Source organism: Streptomyces sp. NPDC033178 (genome assembly GCF_055577685.1).
Genome location: NZ_JBVIPT010000018.1, coordinates 34,506 through 60,509 on the forward strand (window position 1 = coordinate 34,506; position 26,004 = coordinate 60,509).

The window sequence follows — 26,004 nt, forward strand, 5'->3', positions numbered from 1 at the left end:
GTTCGCCCCGGCCAGGCTGTATTCGACGCTGAACCGGCGGCGCACGACTTCGGCGATCCGGGCCAGCGTCCAGCACTGGTCACTCCAGCCGAGGGCAGCCTCCAACACTGTCTCCAGCACGCGCAGTTGTCCTGCGTCGAGCTTGCAGCGGGCGTCGCCGGAGCCGTTGGAAGCCAGGGGCCTGCCAACCCACCTGACGCCAGCGCCCGCCACGGCCGTTAATCCACCGCCATCGGGATACCTCATCCTCCCGACATAGCCCGCCCACGACACCCGTCACGACCCGACGTTACCCGCACCGTTAACTGGCCATTTCATTTGGGGAGTCTTCGGTAGCAGATGAGTGTGGCTGCGATCGCGGTGAAGGCCAGGAAATGATCGGCCTTGCGTTCGTAGCGGCGGTGCAGGCGTCGGCATCCGCCGAGCCAGGCGGATGGGTGGGCCGCGCAGCGAGGTGCCCGCCGAAGGCGAGTCCTTTTCCGCACGGCCTCCCGCCGAACCGGACATGACGGTTTCCTGTCATCCGGCTCTCCAGTGACTACTGCGTGAGTGGTTTAGCAGGCCGTTCTGAATGGATTCGGTCATGGCAAGTGTCGCAAGCCACAACCGTTTTGCGGCGTCGGTGAAGCATGACGCGCGCCCAGTCAGAAGGCTGCCATCCGGCATGTGCGAGGTCGGCGAGTGCACGGACATGGTGAACCTGAACGTTGCCCCTGCTCCCGCAGATCTCGCAGGTATCCGCAAGGAGCCTCGCGACGAGTTCCTTCTGCGGATAGTCCACCCGGACCGGCTCACGATCGACAATCTCTGCCGCCCGCTGCCGTTGGAGTGGAATCCCACCGAACCGTGCGACCAGTGGTTTCCTGTTCTTCCGTTCAATGCGGGCCTCAAAAGCAACGCGAGGACCGCTCGGTGTTTCGAGGGTGGTCTTGTACTTCGCTGCCATCTTCGTCACCGTTGAACGGTGCTTTCCTGCCAGGGTCTTGAGCATCGAGGTCTCCATGACCCATCGCAGGCGGTGCAGCCGGTGAACGTCACCGGCCAACAGGTAGTACTGGACGATTCCCCGATAGATGGTCCCGAAAGTGGCGACGATAGCGTGGTCGTCGCTATTCAGCAGGGCCGGTTGTTTCGCGGGTTTTCCGCGATCGAGATACGGGGAGCTTTTGATCTTGATCACATCCAGTGGGACACGCAGCGCAATCTGACCGTTGACCGCACGGCGGCCATCGGCAATTTTGCTGCTGTTCTGCTGAGTTGTGATCTCGTAGCCGAGAAACCGTGCCGCCTGGGTTCTGGCGTGAGTGATCAGCGTCTTCTCATGGGAGAGTTCCAACTTGAGTTCATCACGCAGAAACTCAACCAAACGCTGTTTGATTTCCTCGGCCTCGGCCTTTGGTCCGGTGAACCCGAGCAGGTGGTCGTCTGCATAGCGGACATAGCGAAGCCGCCTGAACCCCGGATCGTCAGGATCGGAGCTCGGCAAGCTGTACATCTGCTGACGCAGCCGTCGGACCTCAGCCCTGTCGCCACGCCGGCGTGCCCTTGCCAACACATTGGCCACCGCGAGGTATTCCAGGTTGCGAGCCCGGCGTTCCCCTCGGGTGTAATCCGGAGTGAGAACCTTCTCGACGAACTCGTCCAACTTATGCAGGTAGATGTTGGACAGGACCGGGGAGGCCACTCCACCTTGCGGTGCTCCGGAGAGTGTGGCTCCCCACCTCCAGTCCTCCACATATCCGGCCGTCAGCATGTTGCGCACCAGCCGAAGGAAGCGGTTGTCGTGAATCTTCTCTCCGAGAATCGAGAGCAGGACCTCATGGTCCAGGCTCCCGAAGCAGTCGGCGATATCTCCCTCGACGAACCAAGAAGTTCCGGTCCAGGTATGAGCCACCTCGCGCAAGGCGGTGTGGCATCCCTTCCGGGGTCGGAACCCGTGAGAATGGCTGGAGAACGTCGGCTCGTAATACGCTTCCAGTAGGAGGCGTACGACTTCACCGACGAGCTTGTCCGACCATGTCGGCAGTCCTAGCGGCCGCGTTGTCCCGTTCTTCTTCGGGATGTTCACACGGCGCACGGGGCGGAATCGGTATCGCTCGTGGCGCATCGCATCGATGATGCGTCCGATCTTCCGCTGGGACATGCCGTCCACTGTTTCCTTCGTGACTCCGGGTGTCATCGCACCGTGGTTGGCGTAGATGCGCCCGTAAGCCAGCAGATATAACTGCGGGTTGGACATCTGTCGATACAGTTCGTCACACGGCAGGCCACGCCGGACACCCAGCACCGTTTCGGCGCTATGCATTTCGCATACCTCCCGAGTCTCGGTGTCCGAATCACCTGGCCCCCTTCGCCCTGCGGACGGCTTTCCCGTCCTCCCTGGCCGGGCGTGACTCCGGCGACTACTACGGGGCCTCCGTCGCCATAGGACTCGCGTCCCGTAGGCGATCCCACGTTCGTCTCTGCTGTACGTCATAGCGCGACGTAGGCGTCCCACTCATCTCCTTGAATGCCCTCGTTGGACATCGCTCCGTGCTCCGGAAGTGCACCGGGTCACGATCGGTCCCGTGCAGAGCGCGGCGCCGGTTTCAGTCGTCTTTCCGGCGGATGAGAACTTGCATCTTCTGGAGATTAGGCTTCAAGCAATCCAGCCTTCGCCATATCGCGCGGGCCACCCAGCACACCGTCCCTGACAACTGAGCCCGGTCACTGGTTTTCTGACATGCTGTTGTCCCCTTCACCTTTCGGATCCAGGTAAGTCATCTGGCCCAGGAACCTCCTTCCGAGTTCCTCCCGGCTGAACCGGGGATACAAACAGAGCGCCACGTGGCGCACATGGTGCGTTCTACGACCCACCGGTGCCGGCCGAGCCGTTGAGAGTTCTCAACTCCTCGGCGGGCGATGCGTGGTGCGATCCCTCGGGTCCGTAACCATCGCCGTAGGTGGGGGTAGTCGTATCCCTTGTCGCCGTGGAGTTTCGCCGGGCGGCGTCGGCGTGGGCCGCGTCGGGATCGGATGGGCGGTATCCCGCGGACGAGCTGTTCGAAGGCTTGGCTGTCGTGCACGTTGGCGCCAGAGATACCGATGGAGAGGGGCAGACCGTTGCGATCGACGACCAGGTGGATTTCTGATCCCCTCTTGCCTCGGTCGGTCGGATTCGGTCCCGTCAGCGGCCCCCTTTGACCGCGCGGATGCTGACGGAGTCGATGGCGCACCGTGACCAGTCCAGCTCGCCCTGGCCACCGAGTTCGTCCAGCACCAGGCGATGGAGTCTCGCCCAGACACGGGCCTGGGACCATTCGGTGAACCGCCGGAACGCAGTGACGCCCGAAGGGCCGAAGCCAGGCGGCAGTTGATTCCACGTGCAGCCTGACGTGGCCACGAACACGCTCGCGGCCAGGACCTCCCGGTCACCGTGCGACCGACGGCGGCCCCCGCCCTGAGGGCGAGACGGCGCCGGAGGAACCACCCGCTCGAAGAGCTCCCACAAATCGTCCGGCACCAACCGCTCGACAAGCTCACTCGCCATACAGACAGCATCCCGCAAGATCACACCAAACGAAATGGCCAGTAATACTGCAACGGTGCTTGCCGTGACCGCTGGCCAGCTCGGTCGTTGGTGCGGTTATGGGTGGGGACCTTGCTGATGTCAGGTTGTGGGCGGGCGAGTTGGAGCGATTGCATGGGCGGTTCGTGCACCGGTTCAACCGGGAGGAGCCGCGTCAGTCGGCGCTGGCCTATATGCGGGGGCTGATTGCTCCGCTGGAACGGAAGAACGGCTGGACGCTCGCGGAGGAAGCCGGTCACGCAGGTCCCGACCGCATCCACCGGTTGTTGAACCGGATCGAGTGGGACGCCGACGAGGTCCTGGACGACGTACGCGACTACGTCGTCGAACACCTCGGAGACCGGGACGCCGTCCTGATCGTCGATGACACCGGCTTCCTCAAGAAGGGCATCCGTTCAGCCGGCGTGCAACGGCATTACTCCGGCACCGCGGGCCGCACCGAAAACAGCCAGATCGGGGTCTTCCTCGCCTACGCCACCGACCGTGGACGCACGCTGATCGACCGCCGTCTGTATCTGCCCACCTCATGGACGGACGACCGGGAACGGTGCCGGCGGGCCGGCATCGACGACACGGTCGGATTCGAGACGAAGGTGACCATGGCCAAGGCGATGGTCCGCCGGGCGATCGCGGAGAAGATTCCGTTCGGGAGGGTGACCGCGGATGCCGCCTACGGCTTCAGCAAGGGCTGGCGGTTCGAGCTGGAGCAGGCGGACGTCTTCCATGTCATGGCCACCACCCGCCACGACACCGTCGTCACCCGCTGGGCCCTCGACCACCCCGTCCACGACCTGTTTCCCGGCCTCCCGCGGCAGAAGTGGAAACGCCGCTCCTGCGGCCAAGGTGCCCACGGACAGCGGATCTACGACTGGGCCCGCGTCGAGGTCCGCCCCTGGCACCGGCCCGACCGCCGACACTGGGTCATCGCCCGCCGCAGCGTCAGCCGGCCCGAGGAAATCTCCTACTACATCGCCTACTGCCCGGCCGACACCACATTGGACGAGCTGATTCGCATCGCGGGCAGCCGATGGGCCGTGGAGGAATGCTTCCAGACCGCCAAGCAGGAATGCGGTCTGGACGACTACCAAGTCCGCCGATACGCCGGCTGGCACCGCCACATGGCCCTCGCCATGGCCGCCCACGCCTGCCTCACCGCCCTGCGCGCCCGCGCACTCGACGCCGACAAAGCAGAAACGGATCCTCCGAACTCATCCACCTCAGCCTCGCCGAGATCAGACGCCTGATCACCCGACTCACCGATCACCGACCCACACCCGCCGACCACATCCTGCACTGGTCAACTTGGCACCGGAGACGACAACACCAGGCCCGCGTCAGCCACTACAAGCAACGCGGACACAGCCCATGAGAACTGTCCAGCACTCAGAGCAAGCACCGTTGCAGTAGTAAGAGCCGGCCGGGTTGCGCAGTTACCAGAACACGGTGCTGTCGGGGCGCAACGCCGGCCCACGGGTGGCTATGGCCCGCTGGCACGCCGCTGGAGGGTCTGCTGTCACCGGGCGATCGTCTGCCGAGGCAGGAGTGCTCCGGGGATCAAGGGGAGCTGGGCCCAGTCGTGAGACTTTCCCGGATCCCGGCCCCTTTGAGCCCCTGCCAGCGCACGGTGTCGGCCCTCGACGGGGCGCCGCTGGACAAGCTCGCATCTGGAGCGGCTGACGTGCCTGTCGGGGCGGTTCGGAGGCGAACCGCTTGCGTCGGATGCCACACATCCGCCCGGGTGCACTTTGACGAACGCCGGCTTGCTCCTCGCCTCCGCCCGCCCCACCTGGAGCGGCTCCCCACCCTCCCAAATCAAGATCAACTTCTCTGCGCCCTCAGGACCCCAATCCCAAGAAATTATCCGTAGAGTTGAGACATTCTCGATAGAGATGCGGCACCCCAGGTCACAGGATTGCCACCGAGAGCCCCAGGAGCCAATGCATCCCATCAGAGCAGGTCACCAACTCAGGCGGCTCAACCTCAGCTTCTATGAGTGCAGTTGAGATGTTGTAGGTCATGGCGATGGATGTGTCTCAACTACACGAATAACCGACACTCACACCGGACGAACTGCGCACACTTGTCGAGCTGTTGGACAAGGCGCTGGCCGGATCACCGAAGAAGTACCGCATGTGACAAACGCTGTTGCGGGGCGGAGGTGGTCTTGCTTTCTGGTGAGGGCCGCGTCCAGTGGTCTGACGACCCGACTCGGCAGTGATGGAGCTGAGCGACGGATCGGGGACCGGCTGCGGGAGTTGTGGGAGGCGTGGGGCGATCGCCGCCCTGGGTGCTACCGGTCGGCCGCGTCCAGGAGTCGTCGCGCACGTTCCAGTACCGGCTTGTCGACCATCGCCCCGTCCACGACGGACACCGCATCGCCCGCGTCGATCACCCGTCGCGCCCAAAGCAGCTCATGCTCCGTCGGCGCGAACCCGGCTCGTGCGGCGTCCAGTTGGCGCGGGTGGATGCACAGCTTGCCGCCGAAGCCGAGTCGGCGGGCGTGCCGGAGGTCGTCCGCGAGGGCGTCGGCGGCGTCGAGGGCGGTGGTGACTCCGTCGACCGGTGCGGCGATGCCGGCCGCGGCACAGGCCACGACGAGCCGGGAGCGCGCGTAGCCCAGGGCGAACCGGTCGTCGTGGCGGACGCCGAGTTCGGTGGCGAGGTCGACGCTGCCGAAGGCCGCGCGTACCACACCGGGAGCGCAGCACACATCGAGGGCGCGCTCGACTCCGATGGCGGTCTCGATGAGGGGGATCACCGCGCAGGCGCCGGCGAGCCGCTGCGGCACGTCGGCGTCCTCGGCCTTGGGCAGCATCACGGGGCAGCCGTGCGCGGTGACGAGTTCCAGGTCGTCGTCGAACCACGGGGTGCCGGGTGCGTTGATGCGGACGGCCGCCTGCCCGCCCTGGGCCAGCCATGCATCGGCGTTACGGCGGGCCTCGTCCTTGTCGGCGGAGGCGACGGCGTCCTCCAGGTCGAGGATGACCACGTCGGGGCACGCCGCCGCGGCCTTGTCGAAGCGGTCGGGGCGGTGCCCGGGAACGAAGAGGAAGGTGTGGGCGGCGGCGATCGCGACGCCGTCCAGGTTGGCGGTCGCACTCAGCCTCGACTCCGCCACGGCCGGGTGCGCCTTGCTCGTTCCTCGCTCGGCACCACCGGCCCCCGCTGCGTCCCGGCCACGCTCCTCGGTGGTCATGTGAAGACCACCTCGGCCGTCGCGTGCCGCTCGTCGCGCCGGGTCGCGATGCGCAACTGCGCCGGTCCGTCGCCGTCGACCGCCGGGGAGCCCAGAGCGAGAACGTGTTCGCCGGCGAAGACAGGCTTGCGCAACCGGTAGGACAGGGTGCGGACCTGCCGCTCGGGAGCGCCCCGGCGGGCCAGTTCGAACATGAGCATCACCAGCAGCGGCCCGTGCACGACGAGTCCCGGGTAGCCCTCCACATCACGTGCGTATGGCTCGTCGTAGTGGATGCGGTGGGCGTTCGCGGTCAGTGCGCTGTAGCGGAACAGCAACGTCGGTGAGGGGCGCACAGCCAGTTGCCACGGCGCGTCCACGGCCTCCGTATCGGCGAGGTCCAGGGTGAAACCGGTGTGGCGCCGCTCGTCCTCGCCGCTGCGGTAGACAAGGTCCTGCTCCTCGACGACGCGCAACTGACCGTCCTGGCTGATCTCATGACGCACCGTCACGAACGCCAACTCGCCCGTCTTCCCCTGCTTGATCTCCGTCTTGGCAAGGCTGCTGGTGCGCGTGGCCGTCGCGCCGACCCGCAGCGGTGCCGTGAACTCGGCCCTGCCGCCCGCGAACATCCGTCGGCGGTCGGGGATCGGGGGCAGGAAGTGGCCGTGCACCGGATGCCCGTCGGCCCCCAGTCCGCGCTGTGCAGGCCAGTCGAGGAAGTGCAGCCAGTGCCAGAGCGGGGGCAGCTCCTGGCCCTCGTCGGCGACTGAGGCGTCCTCGTCAAGCACGGCGCTGAGCGCGGCGACGGGGGCCGCCGCGATCGCGTCCTGTGCGGTCACGGGGGCCGGGTTCCAGGAGCCGAGGTAACGGACAAGGCCGACCCGGTCCTCGCACGAGTACGGGTGCGTCGTTTCAGCCATGGGAATGCGTATCGCCCATCTGATACCTCCGGGAAGCAGTGGCCGACCCAACCAGGAGTTGTGCCGTACAAATACCGTGCAAGCGTCCGCCCATACGATCGTCGAGTCAACCCCTCCACCATGAACCTGCACTTGAGAGCCATGAGTTGCGGCCATTGACGGATGCCACATTTGGCCGTACAAATTCTACTCGGATGCGTACGCCCTCGACGTACGCGCGGAAGGAAGCCATGGCAGCCAGCGCGGAATCCCTCGCCGAGTGGGCGCACGGATATGAGCCGGACGACGCGGATCTGGCGCTGGCCCGGCGTTCCCTGCTGGACACAGTTGCCGTGACGCTGGCCGCGCGCGACCATCCGGTGCGGACGCTCGCCGCGTGGCTGCCGGACGCGGCGCGCTGGGCGACGGTCGGGCACGTGCTGGATTTCGACGATCTGCACATCGAGTCGACAACGCACATCAGCGTCGCGGTGGTGCCGGCCGTACTGGCGACGGGCGGGGACGCGCGGGCGTATCTGGCAGGGGCCGGGGTGATGGCACGGCTCGGGCGGCTGCTGGGCTGGTCGCACTACGCCGCGGGCTGGCACGCGACCTGCACCGCCGGCGCTCCGGCGGCCGCCGTTGCCGCCGGGGTCGCCCTCGGCCTGGGACCGCGGGAGCTGGCGGCCGCGATGGCGCTGGCGCTGCCCGGTGCGGGCGGCGTGCAGGCGGCGTTCGGTACGCACGGCAAGTCGTTGCAGGTCGGGTTCGCGACCGAGGCAGGCGTGCGGGCGGCGCGCCTCGCAGCGGCCGGTGCCACGGCCGATCCACGGTCGCTCGACACCTGGCTTGGACTGGTGGGCGCCGAAAACGCCGGTGGAAGCGTGGACGGCAGTGGTCCGGCCGTGCCTGGCGGTCTCGCCGTCAAGATGTTCCCTTGCTGCTACGCGATGCAGCGGCCGATCGCGGCGCTGCGCGAGATCCGCACAGAGTGCGCGGCGCACGACGTGACACAGGTTCGGGTGACCACTCCTGCCGCCACCGTGCACCCCCTCATCCACGACCGGCCCACCACCGGCCTGGAGGGCAAGTTCAGCATGCAGTACGCCGTCGCCACCGCACTGCTCGACGACTGTCCGGGCTTCGACGCCTTCACCGACGCCGCGGTCCGCAGGCCTGAGGCGCAGCGGTTGGTGGCCGCGGTGGAGGTCGCACGCACCGGCGGCGGCTCGGGGCTGCTGGACGGAGAGGCCGACCTCCGCGTCACCCTCTCCGACGGCGGCATCCTGCACACCGCGCTGGCCCAGCCCCCCGGCTCCCCCGAACGTCCGCCCACCGACGCGGAGTTGGCCGACAAGTTCGCCGCCTGCGGCAGCGACGTGCCGGACCTGCTGAAGGACGCGACGTGGGACTCGGCGCGCGCCCTGCTGCTCGCCGAACTCCCCCAGGAGGCCACCCGATGACCCAATGTGCCCACCCCCTGCCCCTGGCGGGCATCACCGTCGTCAGCCTGGAGCAGGCCGTCGCCGCACCCTTCGCCACCCGCCAACTCGCCGATCTCGGCGCCCGGGTCATCAAGGTCGAGCGGACGGGCGGCGGGGACTTCGCACGCCGTTACGACACGTCCGTACACGGCCAGGCCAGCTATTTCGTCTGGCTCAACCGCTCCAAGGAATCCCTCTCCCTGGACCTGAAGTCCGAGTCGGGGCGGGAGATTCTGCATGAACTCCTCGCCGGTGCCGATGTGTTCGTGCAGAACCTGGCGCCGGGCGCGGCCCACCGCATGGGCCTGGGGGTGGAAGCGCTCCAGGCCCGCTACCCGTCCCTCGTCCCGTGCACGGTCAGCGGCTACGGCACCAGCGGCTCGTGGCAGGACCGCAAGGCGTACGACCTGCTGGTGCAATGTCAGACCGGGCTGCTGTCCATCACCGGAACCCCAGAGGAACCGGCGCGTGTCGGCATCTCGGTCGCCGACATCGCCGCCGGGATGTACGCGTACAGCGGCATCCTCTCCGCTCTGTACACGCGCGCCACCACGGGCCGCGTGCCCGCCGTGGAGGTGTCCCTCTTCGAGGCGCTCGCCGAGTGGATGAGCCAGCCCGCCTACTACACGCGCTACGGCGGCACGCAGCCGCCACGCGTGGGCGCGCAGCACGCGACGATCGCGCCGTACGGGCCCTTCACCGCCTCCGACGGGGAGGACGTACTGCTGTCTGTCCAGAACGAGCGGGAGTGGATCGCCCTGTGCGCACAGGTACTGGGCGAGCCGGGGCTGGCCGACGACCCGCGCTTCGCCACCGGGGCCGACCGGGTCGCCCACCGCACGGAGCTGAACGCGATCGTCTCCGCGCGCTTCGCCGGACTCGGCAGCGAGGAGGCCATGGCCCTGCTGGACAAGGCGGGCATCGCCAATGCCGGCGTCAACTCGGTCCCGGAATTCCTCGACCACCCCGTGCTCACCGAACGCGACCGGTGGCGCGACATCCGCATCCCCGGCGCTCCGGCCCCCGTCCAGGCACTGCTGCCACCGGCGGACCTCAGCGGCGTCAGCCCGCGCATGGATCCGGTCCCGGCCGCCGGGCAGCACACCGAAGCGATCCTCACCGCCCTGGGCCGCAGCCGCGCCGACATCGACCGACTGCGCGCGGAACGCGTCATCGACACCCCGGGCCCCGAGCAGACGGACCCTGAGCAAGGAGCAGCGGCGCTGTGAGCACCCTCGACATCCTCTCCTCCGACGAGCAGCTGATCGTCGGCACCGTACGCGACTTCGTCGACAAGGACGTCCGTCCGGTCGTACGGGAGCTGGAACACGCCAACACCTACCCCGAGGCCCTCATCGAGCAGATGAAGCAGCTCGGCATCTTCGGCCTGGCCATTCCCGAGGAGTACGGCGGCACGCCCGTCTCCACCCCGTGCTACGTCCTGATCACCGAGGAACTGGCGCGTGGCTGGATGAGCCTGGCGGGCGCGATGGGCGGCCACACGGTCGTGTCGAAGCTGCTGCTGCACTTCGGTACGGAGGAGCAGAAGCGGCGCTACCTGCCCAAGATGGCCACCGGCGAGTTCCGCGCGACGATGGCGCTGACCGAGCCCGGCGGCGGCTCCGACCTCCAGGCCATGCGGACGGTCGCACGGCGCGACGAGGACACGTACGTCGTCAACGGCGGCAAGACCTGGATCACCAACTCCCGCCACTCCCAGCTGATCGCGCTGCTGTGCAAGACCGACCCCGACGCCGAACCCAAGTACCGGGGCATCTCCATCCTGCTCGCCGAGCACGGCCCGGGCCTGACGGTCTCGCGCGATCTGCCCAAGCTCGGCTACAAGGGCGTCGAGAGCTGCGAGCTGACCTTCGACGACTACCGCGTGCCCGCCGACGCTGTGCTCGGCGGTGTGGAGGGCAAGGGCTTCGGCCAGATGATGAAGGGCCTGGAGACCGGGCGGCTGCAGGTCGCTTCGCGGGCGCTGGGCGTCGGCCGGGCCGCGCTGGAGGACTCGCTGCGCTACGCACAGGAGCGTGAGACGTTCGGCGAGCCGATCTGGAAGCACCAGTCCATCGGCAACTACCTCGCCGACATGGCGACCTCACTCACCGCCGCCCGCCAGCTCACCCTGTACGCCGCCCGGGAGGCGGACGCGGGGCGGCGCGTGGACATGGAGGCGGGCATGGCGAAGCTCTTCGCCTCCGAGGCGGCCATGCAGATCGCGCTGAACGCGATGCGCATCCACGGCGGGTACGGCTACTCCACCGAGTTCGACGTCGAGCGGTACTTCCGCGACGCCCCGCTGATGATCGTCGGGGAGGGCACCAACGAGATCCAGCGGAACGTGATCGTGCGCCACCTCGTCGCGCGCGGCGGTCTGGAGGCCTGAACGGACGCACCGTCGCGGCCATGAGAAACTCACGGGACTTCGGCAGGGCGGTGCTGCGTCTTCCCGGGGGCTGTGACACCAGCGGCTCCGCCGCGGGCCCCCGGACCCCCGGGCCCCCAGCCACAGCAACAGGTCGGTCGGGGTGACCGAGGTGGCATCACCAAGCAAACCTGAGCGAAACGGCGGACATGGCGCGCACGACGCGGACACAGGAGACCCGCACAAGGCAGCGGGCCGGCGGCCGGGACAGCGCCTATGTGCGGCTCGCCCGTGAGCTGCGCGAGGCGATCCTGCGCCACGAGTACCCCGAGGGTGTGCGGCTGCCCACCGAGGCCGAGCTGGCCGAATCCCGCGGCCTCAGCCGTCAGACCGTACGGCGTGCCTTCCAGGACCTGGTCGCCGAGGGCCTGGTGCACCGGGTCCCGGGGCGCGGCACCTTCGCCGCCCCCCGCGAGGAGCAGTACCTGCGTCAGTTCGGCTCGGTCGAGGACCTCATGGCGCTCTCGCTCGACACGACGATGCAACTGGTGTCACCGCTGCGCCGCCGCGTCGACCTGGACACGGCGGGCCGACTGCGCCTGGACTCCGACCGGGTGGACACCCTGACCTTCCTGCGGCTGCACGAGGACACCCCGTTCTGTCTGACGACGGTCCACCTGCCGCCGGGCGCCGGGCAGTTGCTGGCCGACCGGCAGGAACTGACCGAGGAGGGGGCGCGCAGCCGCGTCACGGTCATCGGCCTGCTCGACAGCCGCCTCCCCGACCCCATCGCGGAGGCCGAGCAGTCCGTCACGGTCGGCCTCGCCGCCCCGGAGACCGCCACCCGCCTCGGCTGCCCGCCGGGCCACCCCCTGCTGCGCATCGACCGGCTGTACCTGTCTGCCACGGGCCACCCGGTCGAGCTGGCCATCAGCCATTTCCTGCCTGAGCACTACTCGTACCGGGTACGGCTGCGGCGCAATCTCCGCTGAGAACGCTCTTGTGAGCGATGCCGGTGATCCTTATGCTGCGGGGCTGGTCGACGCAGAGTTGCCCAGGTGGCTGGAGGTGGAACCGTGAGCGGTGATCCACCTGTTGTGAGCGTGTCGCTGCTGGGCGGGTTCGATCTGTCCCGTGACGGCACACCCCTGACGGGGAAGTGGCGCCGCTCCAGTGCCAGGACGGTGCTGAAGGTGCTTGCGCTCGCCCCCGGTCACCGGCTGCATCGCGAGCGGGTGATCGACGCGTGCTGGCCCGGCGCGGAGGAGGCGGCGGCCGGGCGCAATCTCCGGGCCGCGCTGCACGCCGCCCGGCACGTCCTGGAGTCGGGGCTGGAGAAGGGAGCCGGGCGGAGTTATCTCGTTGCCGACGGCGAGATGGTGGTCCTGCGTCATGTACGGGTGGATGTGGACGAGGTGCGGTCGGCGGCGCGGTCGGCGCTGCGCGAGGGGAACCGCAGTGCGTTGGTGACGGCGGTCGGACGTCTGGGACATGAGCTGTTGCCCGAGGACCGGTATGCCGACTGGCTGGCGCCGTACGAGTCCGAACTGCTCGTTCTGCGTGATCGGTTGGCCCGGGCGCTGCCCGTCGCACCGGAGCGGCGCCGACTGCCGGAGGCCGTGAACCGTCACGTCGACACGCCCATGCGGGGCAGGGAGCGCGTCCTTCGCGAGCTGGCCGAACCCCGTTGGCCGGTGGTGGTGATCAGCGGCGAGGCCGGGGCCGGTCTGGGCTGATCCGGGCATCTGGGCTGACACCCGCCTCTGCCGCCCGCGCCCGCCCGGTCCGCCGGGCGGGCGCGGGCGGCCTGCGACCGGAGCGGGGCGGGAGCTCGCCCGCGAGACGAGTGTCGCCGTGGTCGACGAGCGGCAGACCTCCACAGGTCAGCGGAGCGCACGCGGGCTCTTGCCCGGGCAGGTTCCCATGAGGGTCACCCGGACGAGCTCCGAGGTGGGATCGGCGAGGGCCGTCGCCCGCCCGGTGTGCAGCAGGACCAACTCGGCGGGCTCACCGCTCCGGACGCGCCGGGGCGGCCCGCCGGGGTCCTCCAGCGGACCGAGGTAGGCGTCGAGGGCGGCGGCCGGGGTGAGGGTCTCATCGGGGGTGAGGACACCACCGAGCGGGGTCGTGCGGTGAACTGCCGCTGCGATGACGGTCCATGGGTCCAGTGGCCCGTAGGGCGCATCGGACGACAGAGCCAGCGGGACGCCGGCGTCGGTGAGCGATCGGCAGCGGTACAGGTCTGGTTGATCCCCGACGGGGACGTCTCGGGCGTAGTCGTCGCCGCGGTCGGCGAGGAAGCCGGGCTGGGTCACCACGCGCAGTCCGAGTGCGGCGATGTCGCCGATCAGTTCGCGCGGGACGACGGCCGCGTGCTCAATGCGGTCACCGGGCCGGGAGCCCGCCTCCCGCAGGGCCACCACCAGCAGCACGAGCGCCTCGCGGGTCACGGCGTGCACGGCCACGGCTCGGCCCTCGGCGTGCGCCGCGCGAATGCGCTCGGTCAGGTCGTCGAGCGCGGGCAGCCCGGAGTCGGCCAGGACGATCTTGTACGGGCCGACCGTCGGCCGGCACGCCGAAGTGCCGTCGAGCGAGGCACCGAGCGGAGCACCCAGAAGGTGGACACGTTGGGGAAGCGCCCCGCTCTCCATGTCGGCGGCGATGGCCGCCAGTGAGCCCGGATCCAGATCGGGTGTGGCGTCGGTGACCGCGGTGATGCCGAACCGCGCGAGCTCGTGGCCGATGTCCCCGAGTCCGGGCGGGCGGGTGCGCGGGAGCCGGGTACGCAGCCAGTCGTCGGCGCGCCACAACCGGCCGGTCGGCGTACCGTCCACGTGTCGTTCGATGCCGGGATGGTCGCCGCCGACCAGGGCCAGGGCGGACGCGGCTGCGGTGTTGAGGATCCAGAGGGCCCCGCTGCGGTGCTGGACGCGTACGGGGCAGTGAGGGTGGATCCGGTCCAGGGCGGCGGCATCGAGGGCGCCGGCGACGGTCTCGTGGTAGCCGGTGCCGCGGATCCAGCCGTGCTCGTCGGGGGTCGCCGCGGCGAGCGCCGTACGGAGGCCTGTCGGGTCGCGCACGGCGGGTGGTCCGCAGGGGATCGAGTGCTGGTGGGCGGCGAGGGCGTGCAGGTGCAGATGGTGGTCGGCCAGGCCGGGCAACAGCGCGCCGCCACGGCAGTCGATCGTCTCCTCCCCCGACCTGCGGGGCAGGGCCGGGGCAATCTCCGCGATGCGCCCGGCGGCGATACGGACATCGGCGCGACGGCCGTCGTCGAGTTCGGCGTGGCGCAGCAGCAGGCTCTCGACGCTGAGGACGTCGGTCATGCCGTCGGGATCCCGAGACCGCGCAGCACCTCGGTGGTGTGCTCACCCATGAGGGGTGCGTCCCCGGCGGGTTCGCGCCGACGCGGCCGTGCGACGGGGACCCACCCTTCGCTGGTCTCGACCGCCCACCCCGTTCCCGTGCGGCGGGCGACTGTCGCGGGCCGGTGCGGATCCTGCGGTGCGCCGTCGAGCGTGGCGGCGACAACGTCGGTCATGGCGACGTCGTGCAGGATGCCGGTGCCGTCGGTGGGGTCGGTCAACGCCAGGGTGGCGGCGGTGAGGCCCGTGAGCGGGTCGGCTGTCGCGTCGCCGCAGAACAGAGGGGTGCCGTCAGGTTCGCGGGCGACCAGGCCGGCAGTGGCCGCCACGTCGTCGCCGAACCCGATACGGTCGCTCGCGCGCCCGGCGGCCGTGATGGAGATCCAGGTGGTGCCGGCGGCCACCGCGGCTTGGGCATCGAGGCCGAAGCGGGCCAGTGCGCGGGGGCGGGACGCTTCGACGACGATGTCGGCGGCGGCGACCAGCGCGGCCAGCGCGTGGCGGCCGGACGGGGTGTCGGGGTCGAGGACGACGGATCTGTGCCCGGCGTGCAGCAATCGGTAGAAGCCGGGGTGGCCACGGCGGGCTCCGTCCGGGCGAGTCGGTGTTTCGACCTTGACCACACGGGCCCCGGCAAGGCCGAGCAGTTGGCTGCAGAGCGGCCCGGCCCACAGCGCGCTGAAGTCGACGACGAGCATGCCGTCGACGGGCCGCGGCACCGGCGGGGCGGCGGGACGGGCGGCACGCGGGGCTGCACCGGGTCCATGCGGGGCAGCACCGGCTCCACGCAAGGCTGCCTCAGCCGCACGCGGGGCTGCATCGGCGCCACGCAGGGCTGCACCAGCCGCACGCGGGCCGACCGGACCGGCGGCGAGGCCGAGAAGCGTGGCCCGCTCCGCCAGTTCGGCACCGCTGTGGTCGCGCAGCCACGCCTCAACAGCAGGCCAGGGATCACCGGTCAGCTCGGTGCCGATCAGGGCGCCGAGCAGCAGGGGGTCGTCGGGGCGGGCGCACGATACCGCCGCCCAGCCGTCACTGGTGGGCACCAGCCGGCAGGCGCCGCCCGCAGAGGTCCGGCCGCGCCGGGAGTGGCCCGTGAACGCGGCCCGTTCGGCCAGCAGTGCGGCACCATCGACCCGGACCGGCGCGGCGGTGCCGGCGGTCAGCGCGAAGATCCGGGCAGACAGCTCGCGGGCCCGGGACGCCGCAAGTCCGGGCGGTACGAGCGGAGGTCCGTCGGGGCGTCCGGTGAGCACGACGACACCACTGGACGCCCAGTCAGCCATCGGGTCCGCGGCGACGGTCATGCCGCTGACCAGCCTGAATCCGACACGACAGTGAGCACGAGGCCGACGATACACTCGCGCTCGCAGGCCGGGACCCGGGCGGCCCGGATTCCAGGGAGGGGGCTCTTCCGTGTCTTCCACGCATTCCGAGTCTTCGGAGTCTTCCGTGTCTTCCGTGTCTTCCGTGTCTTCCGTGCCCGTGATCAGCCCGACGCAACTAGCGGCCGACGCGGCGCACGCCCCGCTGCTCGATGTGGCAGCGCGGCCGGTATCCCCGGTGCTGGCCGTCGACCTCGACGAGCCCGCCGCTCCCGCGGTGCTGGACGCCGCGGTCCGCCGCGCCCGGGCATGCGACCGAATCCTCGTCGGAGTCACAGGTGCCACTGGGGCGATGATGCCGACCGAGGTGGAAACGCTGGCGGCGGCACTCGACATGACCCTGGTCGATCAGGCGTCGGAGCCAGTCGGCGGCCCGTTCGTCCTGGTGACCGATCCGGCCGGCGCACTGGCCGGGGTCGCAGCCGCGGTGTCGGCGAACCCCCAGGCCGCACTCGTGCTGGCCGGGCTCCTGCGCATGACCGAGTCGCTCCCGGTGCGCGACGCACTGGACGCGGAGTCGCTGGCGTACTCCACGCTGCTCGGCGGAGCCGAGTTCCGGCGATGGCTCGCGGCACGCGGTCCACGTCCGCAACCACCAGCCGTGCCGGACCCCGTGCTGATCGCCCGGAACGGAACCGTGCTGGAGGTGACCCTCAACCGCCCGGAGCGGCGCAACGCCTACGACCGGCAGCTGAGAGACGCGCTGGTCGAGGCCCTACACCTCGCGACGCTCGACGAGACCATCTCCCACGTGGTACTCACCGGCGCCGGACCGGCGTTCTGCTCGGGCGGTGACCTCGACGAGTTCGGCACCACCCCCGACGTGGCCACAGCCCACCTCGTGCGGACCCGCGCCGGTGCCGCCCGGCTCATCCACGAACTGCGCGATCGGATGGAGGTGCGGGTGCACGGCACCTGTGTGGGCTCCGGCCTTGAGCTGCCCGCCTTCGCCGGGACCGTCCTCGCCGACCCGGGCACCACCTTCCGGCTCCCCGAAGTCGGGATGGGCCTGGTTCCCGGCGCGGGCGGCACCGTCAGCATCCCGCGCCGCATCGGGCGCTGGCGGACCCTCTATCTGGCGATCACCGGCACCGGGCTGGACGCTCCGACCGCACTCGCCTGGGGTCTTGTCGACGCCGTCAGGGCCATCGGTCGAGTGCGCTGACGGAGCGGTTCCGGCCCATGCTCTCCTCGCCTGACGCCCCGTCAGGACAGGTCGAGCCGCATCGCGTTGGCGACGAGTTCGCCGATGAGGACGGCGGTCGCCGCAGGTCCGCGCTGGGGCGCGTCCGGCAGGATCGAGGTGTCCGCCACGCGCAGGGCCCCTACGCCGTGGACGCGCCCGAACTGGTCGACAGCGGCACGCTCCGGATCATCGTCGTGACCCATCGGGACGGTTCCGCAGGTGTGCTGGGCGGTGCCCAGGTGGCCATCGATCCAGCGGTCGAGGGCGCGGTCGTCATCAAGAACCTCCGGGCCGGGATCGATCAGCCCGTGGGAGATGTCGGCGAGGGGCGGGGCGTAGAGGAGAGCCGCGGTGACACGCACGGCCTCACGCAGGCGACGGTAGTCGCCAGGGCCGCTCAAGAAGCCGTAGTCGATGCGCGGAGGTGTGGCCGGGTCGGCGGACTCGATGCGCAGGCGGCCTGTCGGCCGGGGTGCCTGGGCGGATACCAGGAACGACAAAGGGGTGCCGGGAACGCTGACGGCACCACCGGCGAGCCCTGCCATGGGGACCAAGGACTGGAGGATTTCCAGATCACCCGGGCCATGGGGACTCCCAGGCATGAGCCCCTCGGAGGGAAGGTGCAGACAGCCGCCGATCCAGGAGTCGGACGGCTCGCCCAAGTCCTCGCGGGGCGTCCAGTCCAGCACCACCTGTGGGTGGTCGCTGAAGCGGGCGCCGATGGCGGGAACGTCCCGGACGACGGGGATGCCGAGCCTTTCCAGATCGGCGCGCGGTCCGATTCCGGAGAGTTGGAGCAGGTGGGGGGTGGCGAAGGCGCCGGCGCTGAGCACGACGGCTCCGGCGTGGACGATGACGCGTTCGCCGCCCCGCCGGACGACGACACCAGTAGCGCGGTTCTGCTCGATGACGACCCTCAGGACCTGGCAGCCACCGATGGCCGTGAGGTTGGGCCGGCCCAGAACGTCGGGCGGCAGATAGCTGAGTCCGGTGTTGCGGCGCTCGCCGTCAACGGAGTTGGAGGGTACGGGCCCGAAGCCGGGCGGCGCCTGGTCGTTCTTGTCCGGGTCGGCCGGAAAGCCCAGGGCGCGGGCCGCCTCGCGGAAGGCCGCGGCGGCCGGGTGCTCCAGGCGACTGCGCCGGATCCGCATCGGACCCTGGTCGCCGTGTATTTCGTCGCCGCCGTAGTCGAGATCGGACTCCATGGACCGCAGGAACGGCAGGACTTCGTCGTAGGCCCAGGCTGGATTGCCCACAGCGGCCCAGCGGTCGAAGTCCTCGCGCCGGGCCCGCACGAAGTAGCCGCCGTTGACGGTGGTCGAACCGCCGAGGATGCGCCCGCGCGGGACCAGCCACGGCCGCCCCGGTGTGAGGTGCACGGGGTATTCGGTCGTGGCGGGATGGTTCGGCTGCGCCCCCGGAACCAGTCGTGCGTCGAGCAGTTCAGGGCCGAACCCGGCCGTGCCGCATGGCATGGGGCCTGCGTCGAGGAGCATCACGCTCCGGCCGGGATCCTCCGTCAGCCGCGCCGCGAGCACCGCACCGGCGGCTCCGGCGCCGACCACGATGACATCCGGGATGCGGGAAGGGAGGCGGAGCTGTTCCATGACCAAGGGATTCAAGCCAGCTTCCACTGCGGTTGGCAAGACCTGCCTTTCGGCGCGAGACCGCTTGAGATGGCTTCCGCCGTACCGCAAATGAGAGTGTCCTCCCAGCTCAGCTGGCGTGGGCGGACTCTCGCACGACAAGGTTCCCTGGGGCTTCGGTGAAATTGATACCGTCGGACGCCTTCCTATTGGCACTCTATGCCAATACTCTCCCGGTGTTGCACAGAACTGTCAGATGGCCGTGACCTCCACGCGCTGGGAGATTCTCATGAACGAGCTCAACTCCACCGAGGCCGAGCAGAACCACGCCGACGACATCACGTCACCTGATGCGCTCATCGATGCCGAAGACCTGATCGAGGAGATCTCGATCGACGGCATGTGCGGCGTCTACTAGGCCTCGTCCATGACCACGGTGAACCTGGACCGTGCCTGGGATCTGCACCCGCAGGTCTCGGTGCGGCCGGAACCCTTCGGTGCGCTGCTGTACCACTTCGGTACCCGCAAACTCTCCTTCCTCAAGGACCGCACGCTGCTCGCGGTCGTCCAGGCGCTCGCGACGGCGTCGACCGCGCGGGCGGCCTGCTCGGCAGCCGGCGTCGACGACGGCGATCTGCCCCGCTACGGGCAGGCCCTGGCCGTACTCGCCCAGTCATCGATGGTCGTCGAAAGGACTCCGAGTTCATGACCACGACCCCTGCCGTATCGAGGCCCGCGCCGGGCGCCTCGCGCCTGGTGGACCTCTTCGAGTACGGCCTCGACGCCCCGATCTGCCTGACCTGGGAACTCACGTACGCCTGCAATCTGTCCTGCACGCACTGCCTGTCCAGTTCCGGTCGGCGCGACCCGCGCGAACTGACCACGGTGGAGGCCAAGGCCGTCATCGACGAGCTGGAGGCCATGCAGGTCTTCTACGTCAACATCGGCGGCGGCGAGCCCACCGTTCGCCCAGACTTCTGGGAGCTGCTCGACTACGCCACCGCACACCACGTGGGCGTCAAGTTCTCGACCAACGGCGTACGGATCACCCCCGAGGTCGCCCGGCGCCTTGCCCGCAACGACTACGTGGACGTCCAGATCTCACTCGACGGGGCGACCGCCGAGGTCAACGACTCGGTGCGCGGGCCCGGTTCGTACGACACGGCAGTGCGCGCGATGCGCAACCTGGCCGACGCCGGGATGAAGAACTTCAAGCTCTCCGTCGTATGCACCCGTCACAACATCCCGCAGATGGACGAGTTCAAGGCCATCGCCGACGGTTACGGCGCTCAGCTGCGACTGACCCGGCTGCGGCCCTCCGGCCGTGGCGCGGACGTGTGGGGCGAGCTGCACCCGCTGCCGGATCAGCAGCGCGAGCTGTATGACTGGCTGGTGTCCCACGGCGACCAGGTGCTCACGGGTGATTCCTTCTTCCATCTGTCCGCATACGGACAGGCGCTGCCGGGCCTGAACCTGTGCGGGGCCGGTCGCGTGGTGTGCCTGATCGACCCGGTCGGTGACGTGTACGCGTGCCCGTTCGCGATCCACGACGAGTTCCTCGCCGGGAACATCCGTCGGCCGGGCGGCTTCGCCGAGGTGTGGCGGGAGTCGGAACTGTTCCGGAGCCTGCGCGAGCCGCAGAGCGGTGGCGCGTGCGCGTCCTGCACGTTCTACGACACCTGCAAGGGCGGCTGCATGGCGGCGAAGTTCTTCACCGGGCTGCCGCTGGACGGCCCCGACCCCGAATGCGTACAGGGGTACGGCGAGCAGTTGCTGGCCCGGCGTCCGGAGAGCGGCGGCCGCATCCCGAAGCCGTCCGGCGATCACTCCCACCGCACCGCTCCCCTGCGGCGATCGGGCCCCGTGGACGTCGTCCTCACACTCCGGCAGGACAGGGACCGGCCGCCGGTCGGCGACTGCGCCGAGGACCCGCTGGCCGGAATGAGCTTCACGTAACGCGACGCCCGATAAGACCTCATACCTCATAGAGAGATCCGCGCATGGGCAGAAATCCGTGGTTCGAGACCGTGGCGGAGGCTCAGCGCCGCGCCAAGAAGTATCTGCCGAACACTGTCTACGGTGCGCTCGTGGCCGGTTCGGAACGAGGCCGCACGATCGGCGACAACACCGGCGCCTTCGCCGAACTGGGCTTCGCCCCGCGCGTCGTGGGCCATCACGCGGAGCGGGACCTGTCCACCACCGTGCTCGGGGTGCCCTCTTCGATACCGGTGGTGATCTCACCGACCGGCGTGCAGGCCGTCCATCCCGACGGTGAGGTCGCGGTGGCCCGTGCGGCGGCGAACCGGGGCGTGATCATGGGCCTGAGTTCCTTCGCCAGCAAGCCGGTCGAAGAGGTCGCCGAGGCCAATCCGAACACCTTCTACCAGATGTACTGGACCGGCACCCGGGACGCCATGGTGCAGCGCATGGAGCGTGCGCGGGCCGCCGGGGCGAAGGCGTTGATCGCCACGCTGGACTGGTCCTTCTCCAACGGCCGCGACTGGGGCAGCCCAGCCATCCCGGAGAAGATCGACCTCAGGACGATGGCCAAGTTCGCGCCGAACGTCCTGCCGCACCCGCGCTGGCTGTGGACGTATCTCAAGTCCGGCCGGATCCCCGACCTGACCGCCCCCAACCTCCAGCCGCCCGGCGGCGAGGCGCCCACGTTCTTCGGCGCCTATTACGAGTGGATGCAGACGGCGCCGCCCACGTGGGACGACGTCAAGTGGATGCGTGAGGAGTGGGGTGGTCCGTTCCTGCTCAAGGGCGTGTCGCGAGTCGACGACGCCAGGCGCGCCGTCGACGCCGGGGTGTCCGGCATCTCGGTCTCCAACCACGGCGGCAACAATCTGGACACCACTCCCGCCACCATCCGGCTGCTGCCCTCGATCGCCGAGGCGGTCGGCGACGACATCGAGGTCCTGCTCGACGGCGGCATACGGCGAGGCGGCGACGTCGCCAAGGCCCTCGCGCTGGGCGCGCGTGCGGTGCTGATCGGCCGCGCCTACCTGTGGGGCCTGGCCGCCAACGGGCAGGCGGGCGTGGAGAACGTACTGGACATCCTGCGCGGCGGACTCGACTCCGCGGTGCTCGGCCTGGGGCACTCCTCCGTCCACGAGCTGTCGCCGGACGACCTGGTCGTCCCGGACGGCTTCACACGCACCCTCGGCGCTCCGCGCGCCGCCGGCCCGGTGGGCTAGCGATGTCACCGCACACTCAACAACCAGCTGGCAAAGCGGAGTTGGCTCGCTCGGTCTGGCCGGCCGTCCCGGACGACGCGCTGATACTGGTCCCCGTCGGGTCCACCGAGCAACACGGGCCGCATCTGCCGCTGAACACGGACACGGTCATCGCCGAGTCCGTGGCACGGTCGGCAGGGGAACGGCTGGCGGCCGGCCCGGCACATCGTCCCGTACTGCCGGCCCCGGCCATCGCCTACGGTGCCAGCGGCGAGCACGCGGGCTTCCCCGGGACGGTCTCCATCGGACACGAGGCGCTGCACGTCGTGCTGGTGGAGACCGTGCGGTCGCTGTCGCTCTGGGCCGGCCGGATCGTGTTCGTCAACGGCCACGGTGGCAATGTGCCCACGCTCGACGCCGCCGTCGGTCAACTCCGCGGTGAGGGCCACGACGTGGCGTGGCTCGGCTGTGAGTTCCCCGGCGGCGACGCGCACGCCGGCCGAGCGGAGACCTCCGTGATGCTGCATCTGGCCCCCGCCGACGTCCGTCTGTACGAAGCCGTTCCCGGCGACACCCGTCCGCTGGACGTCGTCATGCCGGAACTGATCGCGCGTGGGGTGCGCGCGGTGTCCCCCAGCGGAGTACTCGGGGACCCGAGCGGCGCCACGGCCGAGGAGGGACGCGCGTCGTTCGAGTCGACGGTGTCCGCCGCCGTACGCCGTGTCGCGGCAGGCCGAACGGACGACCGGGGCCGCCTCGTCGACAGGCCCGATGCCTCCGCACCGCCGGCCGCAGGCACCCCCGCGCACCCTGCTCCCCGTAGGAAGGCGGCGCACCCATGACGCTCCCGTACGGCTTCGTGATCACTCTCGACCGGCACACCCGAGTGCTCGACGACGGCCAGGCCCTCCTCGGCGGCCACCCGACCCGCCTGCTCCGGCTCAGCGCCCGGGCCCGGCCGCTCCTGGCCGGGCGGACGGTACGCGTGCGGGACGCGGCAAGCGCGGTCCTGGCCGACCGCCTGCTGGAGACCGGCCAGGCCCACCCGGCAGTCGAAGCCCTGCCACCGCACCCCGCGCCCGGCCCCGGGGACGATCCGAGTTGCACGTACGTGATCCCGGTGCGCGACCGACCCCGGGAACTCGCCCGCCTCCTGGCCGGCATCCCCTCAGGCAGCCCGGTCATCGTCGTGGACGACGCCTCGCGCCGCCCCGACCTCGTCGCGACCGTCGCCGCTGAACACCACGCGAAACTGGTCCCGTTGACCGTCAACCTCGGCCCTGCGGGTGCCCGCAACGCCGGGCTGCGGCAGGTCACCACGCCCTATGTGGCCTTCGTCGACTCCGACATCGTCCTGCCGCCCGAGACGGTGCCCACCCTGCTGCGGCACTTCGCCGACCCCCGCGTCGCCATGGCCGTGCCCCGGATCGCCGGCCTGGCCACCACCGAGTCCGCCCGCTGGCTCGGCCGCTACGAACACGCCCGGTCCTCCCTCGACCTGGGGGCACACCCGGCCGCCGTACGTCCCGGCACACCCGTCTCCTGGGCCCCCAGCGCCTGCGCGGTCGCCCGCGTCGACGTCCTCACCGAACTCGGCGGCTTCGACGACCGGATGCGCGTGGGTGAGGACGTCGACCTGTGCTGGCGCATGGTCCGGACAGACCGCCGTATTCGGTACGAACCATCCGTCGAGGCCGCCCACGAGCACCGGGTCGGCCTCACGGACTGGTTCCTGCGCAAGGCCGTCTACGGCACCGGCGCCCACCCCCTCGCCGAACGTCATCCCCAGAGCATCGCCCCCGCCGTGCTCGCCCCGTGGAGCGCGGCGCTGCTCCTCGCCCTGCTCGCCCAACGCCGCTGGTCCCTCCCCGTCGCCGGATCCCTCTGCGCCATCACCACCGCTCGGATCGCCGGCACGTTGAAGAGCACCGGGCACCCGGTCCGTCATGCGGCGCGGCTCACCACCGCCGGCGCCGTCTCCGCCCTGGCCCAGGGAGCGGCGCTGCTGACCCGCCACTGGTGGCCGCTCACGGCCGTCGGCTGCCTGGTCTCACGCCGCATGCGTCGCGCCACGGCCGTGGCAGCCTTCACCGATGTCGTGCTCGAACACCACCGCGACACACCCCACCTCGACCTCGTCCGCTACAGCGTCGCCCGCCGTCTCGACGACCTCGCGTACGGCACGGGCGTCTGGATCTCCGCCCTCAAAGGCCGCTCCACGACTGCCCTCCGCCCCCGCGTCCTCCGGCCCTAGACCATGCCCAGTCCGTCGGTGACCCGTCGGATGGCCATGTCGAGCAGGTCGCCCAACTGGGCGTCCTCCTCGGCCAGCCAGTGTTCGTACGCCGCGATGGCCGCGGCGAGCAGGGTGTGCCCGAAGAGCCGGGGCACCGCATCGGAGGCCCGCACACCCATGCGCTTCGCCACGAACTCGGTGACGATCGCGCGCCACGCGGCGTATCGCAGGGTGGCGTCGGCCTGGAGAGTGGGCACGGTCAGGATGAGTTCCATACGTTGCCGGTGCCACGGCACCTCGGTGGCGTCGAACCGGTTGAACTCGACGACGGCCTCCCGCAGAGCGTCCATGACAGGAGTGCCCGGGAGTGCCGCGTCCAGCAGCTGTCGCAACCTGGTCAGTTGCTGTTCGAAGTCACCCCACACCAGGTCGTTCTTGGAGGAGAAGTAGCGGAAGAAGGTACGTCGGCCGATGCCGGCCGCACCGGCGATGTCGTCGACCGTGGTCTCGTCGAACCCTTGACGGGCGAACAGTTCGAAGCCCAACCGCTCCAGATCGGCTCGCGACGTGGCACGTGGACGCCCGCTCCTGGCCGACGTGCCGGCGATCACCCTGCTGGAACGCGACTCCACAGGATCCCCTTCCCCCGGCGATGGCCTCCGGCCCGGCGCGACCCCCACAACATACGCCCGCGCACCTCCGGCAGGAGCCGCGGCCCGGTGTTCTCCAGGCCGGTGGCCACCCTCGTCGAACACAAGCGGCGCCACGTCCGCCTTGACGCCGCAGTCCGCCTGCCGTCAGACGGCGGACCACCCGTTGTCGACGGCCAGGATCACGCCGTTGATGTTGCTGGCCGCGTCGGAGGCGAGGAAGACGATCGCGGCGGCCTGCTCGTCGGCCTGCGCGGGGCGGCCGATGTTGTTCATGTAGCTGCCGACAACCCCCGGGCCGAGCGCGCCCTGCTCGGCGTCGACCTTGATGTTGGTGACGGTTCCGCCGGGGGCTATGGCGTTGGCCCGGATGCCCTTGTCCCGGTACATGACCGCGAGCGACTTGGTGAGACCCGCGATGCCGTGCTTGGACACGGTGTAGGCGGCGCCGGCGGCGCTGCCGCGCAGGCTCGCCTCGGAGGCCGTGTTGACGATCGCGCCCTTGCCGGCCGCGAGCAGGTGGGGAAGCGCAGCGCGGGTGAGGAGGAACGGCGCAGTCAGGTTGATCCGCAGTACCCGCTCCCACTCGGCGTCGTCCACGTCGGCCGCGGCGGCCATGCTGTCCATGATCCCGGCGTTGTTGACCAGGACGTCCAGGCCACCGAAGGTCTCCACGGCGACGGCCACGACCTCGTCGACGACAGTCTGATCGCTGAGGTCACCGATGACCGCTCTCGCCGTTCCGCCCGCCGACTCGATCTCCTCGACAACGTCCTTCGCGGACTGCGCGTTGATGTCCGCCACGAGGACCTTCGCCCCTTGCCCGGCGAACCGAAGGGCGGTGGCCCGCCCGATGCCCGACCCCCCGCCGGTGACGATGACGCTGCGTCCCTCGAATGCGTTGCTGTTCATGTGGT

General features: G+C 69.9%; 21 protein-coding genes and 3 pseudogenes. 13 read left to right on the forward strand and 11 right to left on the reverse strand.

Going from position 1 to position 26,004, the window contains the following annotated elements:
- Positions 1-6 precede the first annotated feature (6 nt).
- From ACZ5VQ_RS36320 to ACZ5VQ_RS36335, 4 genes and pseudogenes are all read right to left on the reverse strand, one after another.
- Positions 7-246 (reverse strand): annotated as a pseudogene (locus ACZ5VQ_RS36320) (winged helix-turn-helix domain-containing protein); the annotation flags it as partial.
- 68 nt (positions 247-314) lie between these two features.
- A pseudogene (locus tag ACZ5VQ_RS36325) lies at positions 315-428 on the reverse strand (IS5/IS1182 family transposase); the annotation flags it as partial.
- 110 nt (positions 429-538) lie between these two features.
- Positions 539-2,305, reverse strand: a complete 1,767-nt coding sequence (locus ACZ5VQ_RS36330) for a reverse transcriptase/maturase family protein (protein WP_469108662.1) — start codon at positions 2,303-2,305, stop codon at positions 539-541.
- Between the two features lie 505 nt (positions 2,306-2,810).
- Positions 2,811-3,529 (reverse strand): annotated as a pseudogene (locus ACZ5VQ_RS36335) (IS5 family transposase); the annotation flags it as partial.
- A 98-nt stretch (positions 3,530-3,627) separates the two neighbouring features.
- Here ACZ5VQ_RS36335 and ACZ5VQ_RS36340 point away from each other — a divergent pair.
- Positions 3,628-4,812 (forward strand): IS701 family transposase, encoded by a 1,185-nt coding sequence (locus ACZ5VQ_RS36340; protein WP_469108663.1) that lies wholly within the window; start codon positions 3,628-3,630, stop codon positions 4,810-4,812.
- A gap of 1,046 nt (positions 4,813-5,858) precedes the next feature.
- Here the strand turns inward: ACZ5VQ_RS36340 and ACZ5VQ_RS36345 are convergent.
- Entirely contained in the window at positions 5,859-6,764 is a 906-nt protein-coding gene (locus ACZ5VQ_RS36345) for an HpcH/HpaI aldolase/citrate lyase family protein (protein WP_469108664.1), read from the reverse strand.
- Positions 6,761-7,666, reverse strand: a complete 906-nt coding sequence (locus ACZ5VQ_RS36350; RefSeq protein ID WP_469108665.1) for an HTD2 family dehydratase — start codon at positions 7,664-7,666, stop codon at positions 6,761-6,763. The genes ACZ5VQ_RS36345 and ACZ5VQ_RS36350 overlap by 4 nt, the downstream gene beginning before the upstream one ends.
- Before the next feature lie 230 nt (positions 7,667-7,896).
- On the opposite strand from ACZ5VQ_RS36350, the gene ACZ5VQ_RS36355 reads away from it, so the two are divergent.
- The 5 genes from ACZ5VQ_RS36355 to ACZ5VQ_RS36375 all read left to right on the forward strand — a co-directional run bounded on the left by ACZ5VQ_RS36355 (position 7,897) and on the right by ACZ5VQ_RS36375 (position 13,236).
- A complete protein-coding gene (locus ACZ5VQ_RS36355) occupies positions 7,897-9,108 on the forward strand; it encodes an MmgE/PrpD family protein (protein WP_469108666.1) in 1,212 nt (403 codons plus the stop codon).
- Entirely contained in the window at positions 9,105-10,358 is a 1,254-nt protein-coding gene (locus ACZ5VQ_RS36360) for a CaiB/BaiF CoA transferase family protein (protein WP_469108667.1), read from the forward strand. Before ACZ5VQ_RS36355 ends, ACZ5VQ_RS36360 begins: the two co-directional genes overlap by 4 nt.
- Positions 10,355-11,521: an acyl-CoA dehydrogenase family protein gene (locus ACZ5VQ_RS36365; protein WP_469108668.1), complete on the forward strand. Its 1,167-nt coding sequence runs from the start codon at positions 10,355-10,357 to the stop codon at positions 11,519-11,521. The genes ACZ5VQ_RS36360 and ACZ5VQ_RS36365 overlap by 4 nt, the downstream gene beginning before the upstream one ends.
- Before the next feature lie 188 nt (positions 11,522-11,709).
- A complete protein-coding gene (locus ACZ5VQ_RS36370; protein ID WP_469108669.1) occupies positions 11,710-12,492 on the forward strand; it encodes a GntR family transcriptional regulator in 783 nt (260 codons plus the stop codon).
- A gap of 84 nt (positions 12,493-12,576) precedes the next feature.
- Positions 12,577-13,236 carry an AfsR/SARP family transcriptional regulator gene (locus tag ACZ5VQ_RS36375; RefSeq protein ID WP_469108670.1) on the forward strand — a complete coding sequence of 220 codons (660 nt, stop codon included), beginning with the start codon at positions 12,577-12,579 and terminating at the stop codon, positions 13,234-13,236.
- Between the two features lie 147 nt (positions 13,237-13,383).
- Here ACZ5VQ_RS36375 and ACZ5VQ_RS36380 read toward each other — a convergent pair whose 3' ends face one another.
- Positions 13,384-14,826, reverse strand: a complete 1,443-nt coding sequence (locus ACZ5VQ_RS36380) for an amidohydrolase family protein (protein WP_469108671.1) — start codon at positions 14,824-14,826, stop codon at positions 13,384-13,386.
- Complete coding sequence (locus tag ACZ5VQ_RS36385; protein WP_469108672.1) at positions 14,823-16,172, reverse strand: CoA transferase; 1,350 nt, start codon at positions 16,170-16,172, stop codon at positions 14,823-14,825. Before ACZ5VQ_RS36385 ends, ACZ5VQ_RS36380 begins: the two co-directional genes overlap by 4 nt.
- Before the next feature lie 163 nt (positions 16,173-16,335).
- Here ACZ5VQ_RS36385 and ACZ5VQ_RS36390 point away from each other — a divergent pair, with 163 nt between their 5' ends.
- Positions 16,336-17,415 carry an enoyl-CoA hydratase/isomerase family protein gene (locus ACZ5VQ_RS36390; RefSeq protein ID WP_469108673.1) on the forward strand — a complete coding sequence of 360 codons (1,080 nt, stop codon included), beginning with the start codon at positions 16,336-16,338 and terminating at the stop codon, positions 17,413-17,415.
- Positions 17,416-17,456: 41 nt separating this feature from the next.
- Here ACZ5VQ_RS36390 and mftG read toward each other — a convergent pair whose 3' ends face one another.
- The gene (gene mftG / locus ACZ5VQ_RS36395; protein ID WP_469108674.1) at positions 17,457-19,043 is read right to left on the reverse strand and encodes a mycofactocin dehydrogenase MftG; all 1,587 of its coding nucleotides are present in this window, start codon (positions 19,041-19,043) and stop codon (positions 17,457-17,459) included.
- Between the two features lie 268 nt (positions 19,044-19,311).
- Between mftG and mftA the strand changes: the two genes are divergently transcribed.
- Genes mftA through mftF form a run of 6 tightly spaced genes read left to right on the forward strand, consistent with a single transcriptional unit; the run spans position 19,312 to position 24,455 of the window.
- Positions 19,312-19,440, forward strand: coding sequence for a mycofactocin precursor MftA (gene mftA / locus ACZ5VQ_RS36400; RefSeq protein ID WP_388369927.1), 129 nt, complete (start codon positions 19,312-19,314; stop codon positions 19,438-19,440).
- A 9-nt stretch (positions 19,441-19,449) separates the two neighbouring features.
- Positions 19,450-19,731 carry a mycofactocin biosynthesis chaperone MftB gene (mftB, locus tag ACZ5VQ_RS36405; RefSeq protein WP_469108675.1) on the forward strand — a complete coding sequence of 94 codons (282 nt, stop codon included), beginning with the start codon at positions 19,450-19,452 and terminating at the stop codon, positions 19,729-19,731.
- The gene (mftC, locus tag ACZ5VQ_RS36410; RefSeq protein WP_469108676.1) at positions 19,728-20,978 is read left to right on the forward strand and encodes a mycofactocin radical SAM maturase; all 1,251 of its coding nucleotides are present in this window, start codon (positions 19,728-19,730) and stop codon (positions 20,976-20,978) included. The genes mftB and mftC overlap by 4 nt, the downstream gene beginning before the upstream one ends.
- A 44-nt stretch (positions 20,979-21,022) precedes the next feature.
- Positions 21,023-22,222: a pre-mycofactocin synthase MftD gene (mftD, locus tag ACZ5VQ_RS36415; RefSeq protein ID WP_469108677.1), complete on the forward strand. Its 1,200-nt coding sequence runs from the start codon at positions 21,023-21,025 to the stop codon at positions 22,220-22,222.
- A gap of 41 nt (positions 22,223-22,263) precedes the next feature.
- Positions 22,264-23,043, forward strand: a complete 780-nt coding sequence (gene mftE / locus ACZ5VQ_RS36420) for a mycofactocin biosynthesis peptidyl-dipeptidase MftE (RefSeq protein ID WP_469108678.1) — start codon at positions 22,264-22,266, stop codon at positions 23,041-23,043.
- Positions 23,040-24,455, forward strand: coding sequence for a mycofactocin biosynthesis glycosyltransferase MftF (mftF, locus tag ACZ5VQ_RS36425; protein WP_469108679.1), 1,416 nt, complete (start codon positions 23,040-23,042; stop codon positions 24,453-24,455). Before mftE ends, mftF begins: the two co-directional genes overlap by 4 nt.
- On the opposite strand, the gene mftR is transcribed toward mftF, so the two are convergent.
- Together mftR and ACZ5VQ_RS36435 are read right to left on the reverse strand one after the other, a co-directional pair.
- Positions 24,452-25,069, reverse strand: coding sequence for a mycofactocin system transcriptional regulator (mftR, locus tag ACZ5VQ_RS36430; RefSeq protein ID WP_469108680.1), 618 nt, complete (start codon positions 25,067-25,069; stop codon positions 24,452-24,454). The genes mftF and mftR overlap by 4 nt on opposite strands.
- 165 nt (positions 25,070-25,234) lie before the next feature.
- Positions 25,235-25,999, reverse strand: coding sequence for an SDR family NAD(P)-dependent oxidoreductase (locus tag ACZ5VQ_RS36435; RefSeq protein WP_469108681.1), 765 nt, complete (start codon positions 25,997-25,999; stop codon positions 25,235-25,237).
- Positions 26,000-26,004: the final 5 nt, after the last annotated feature.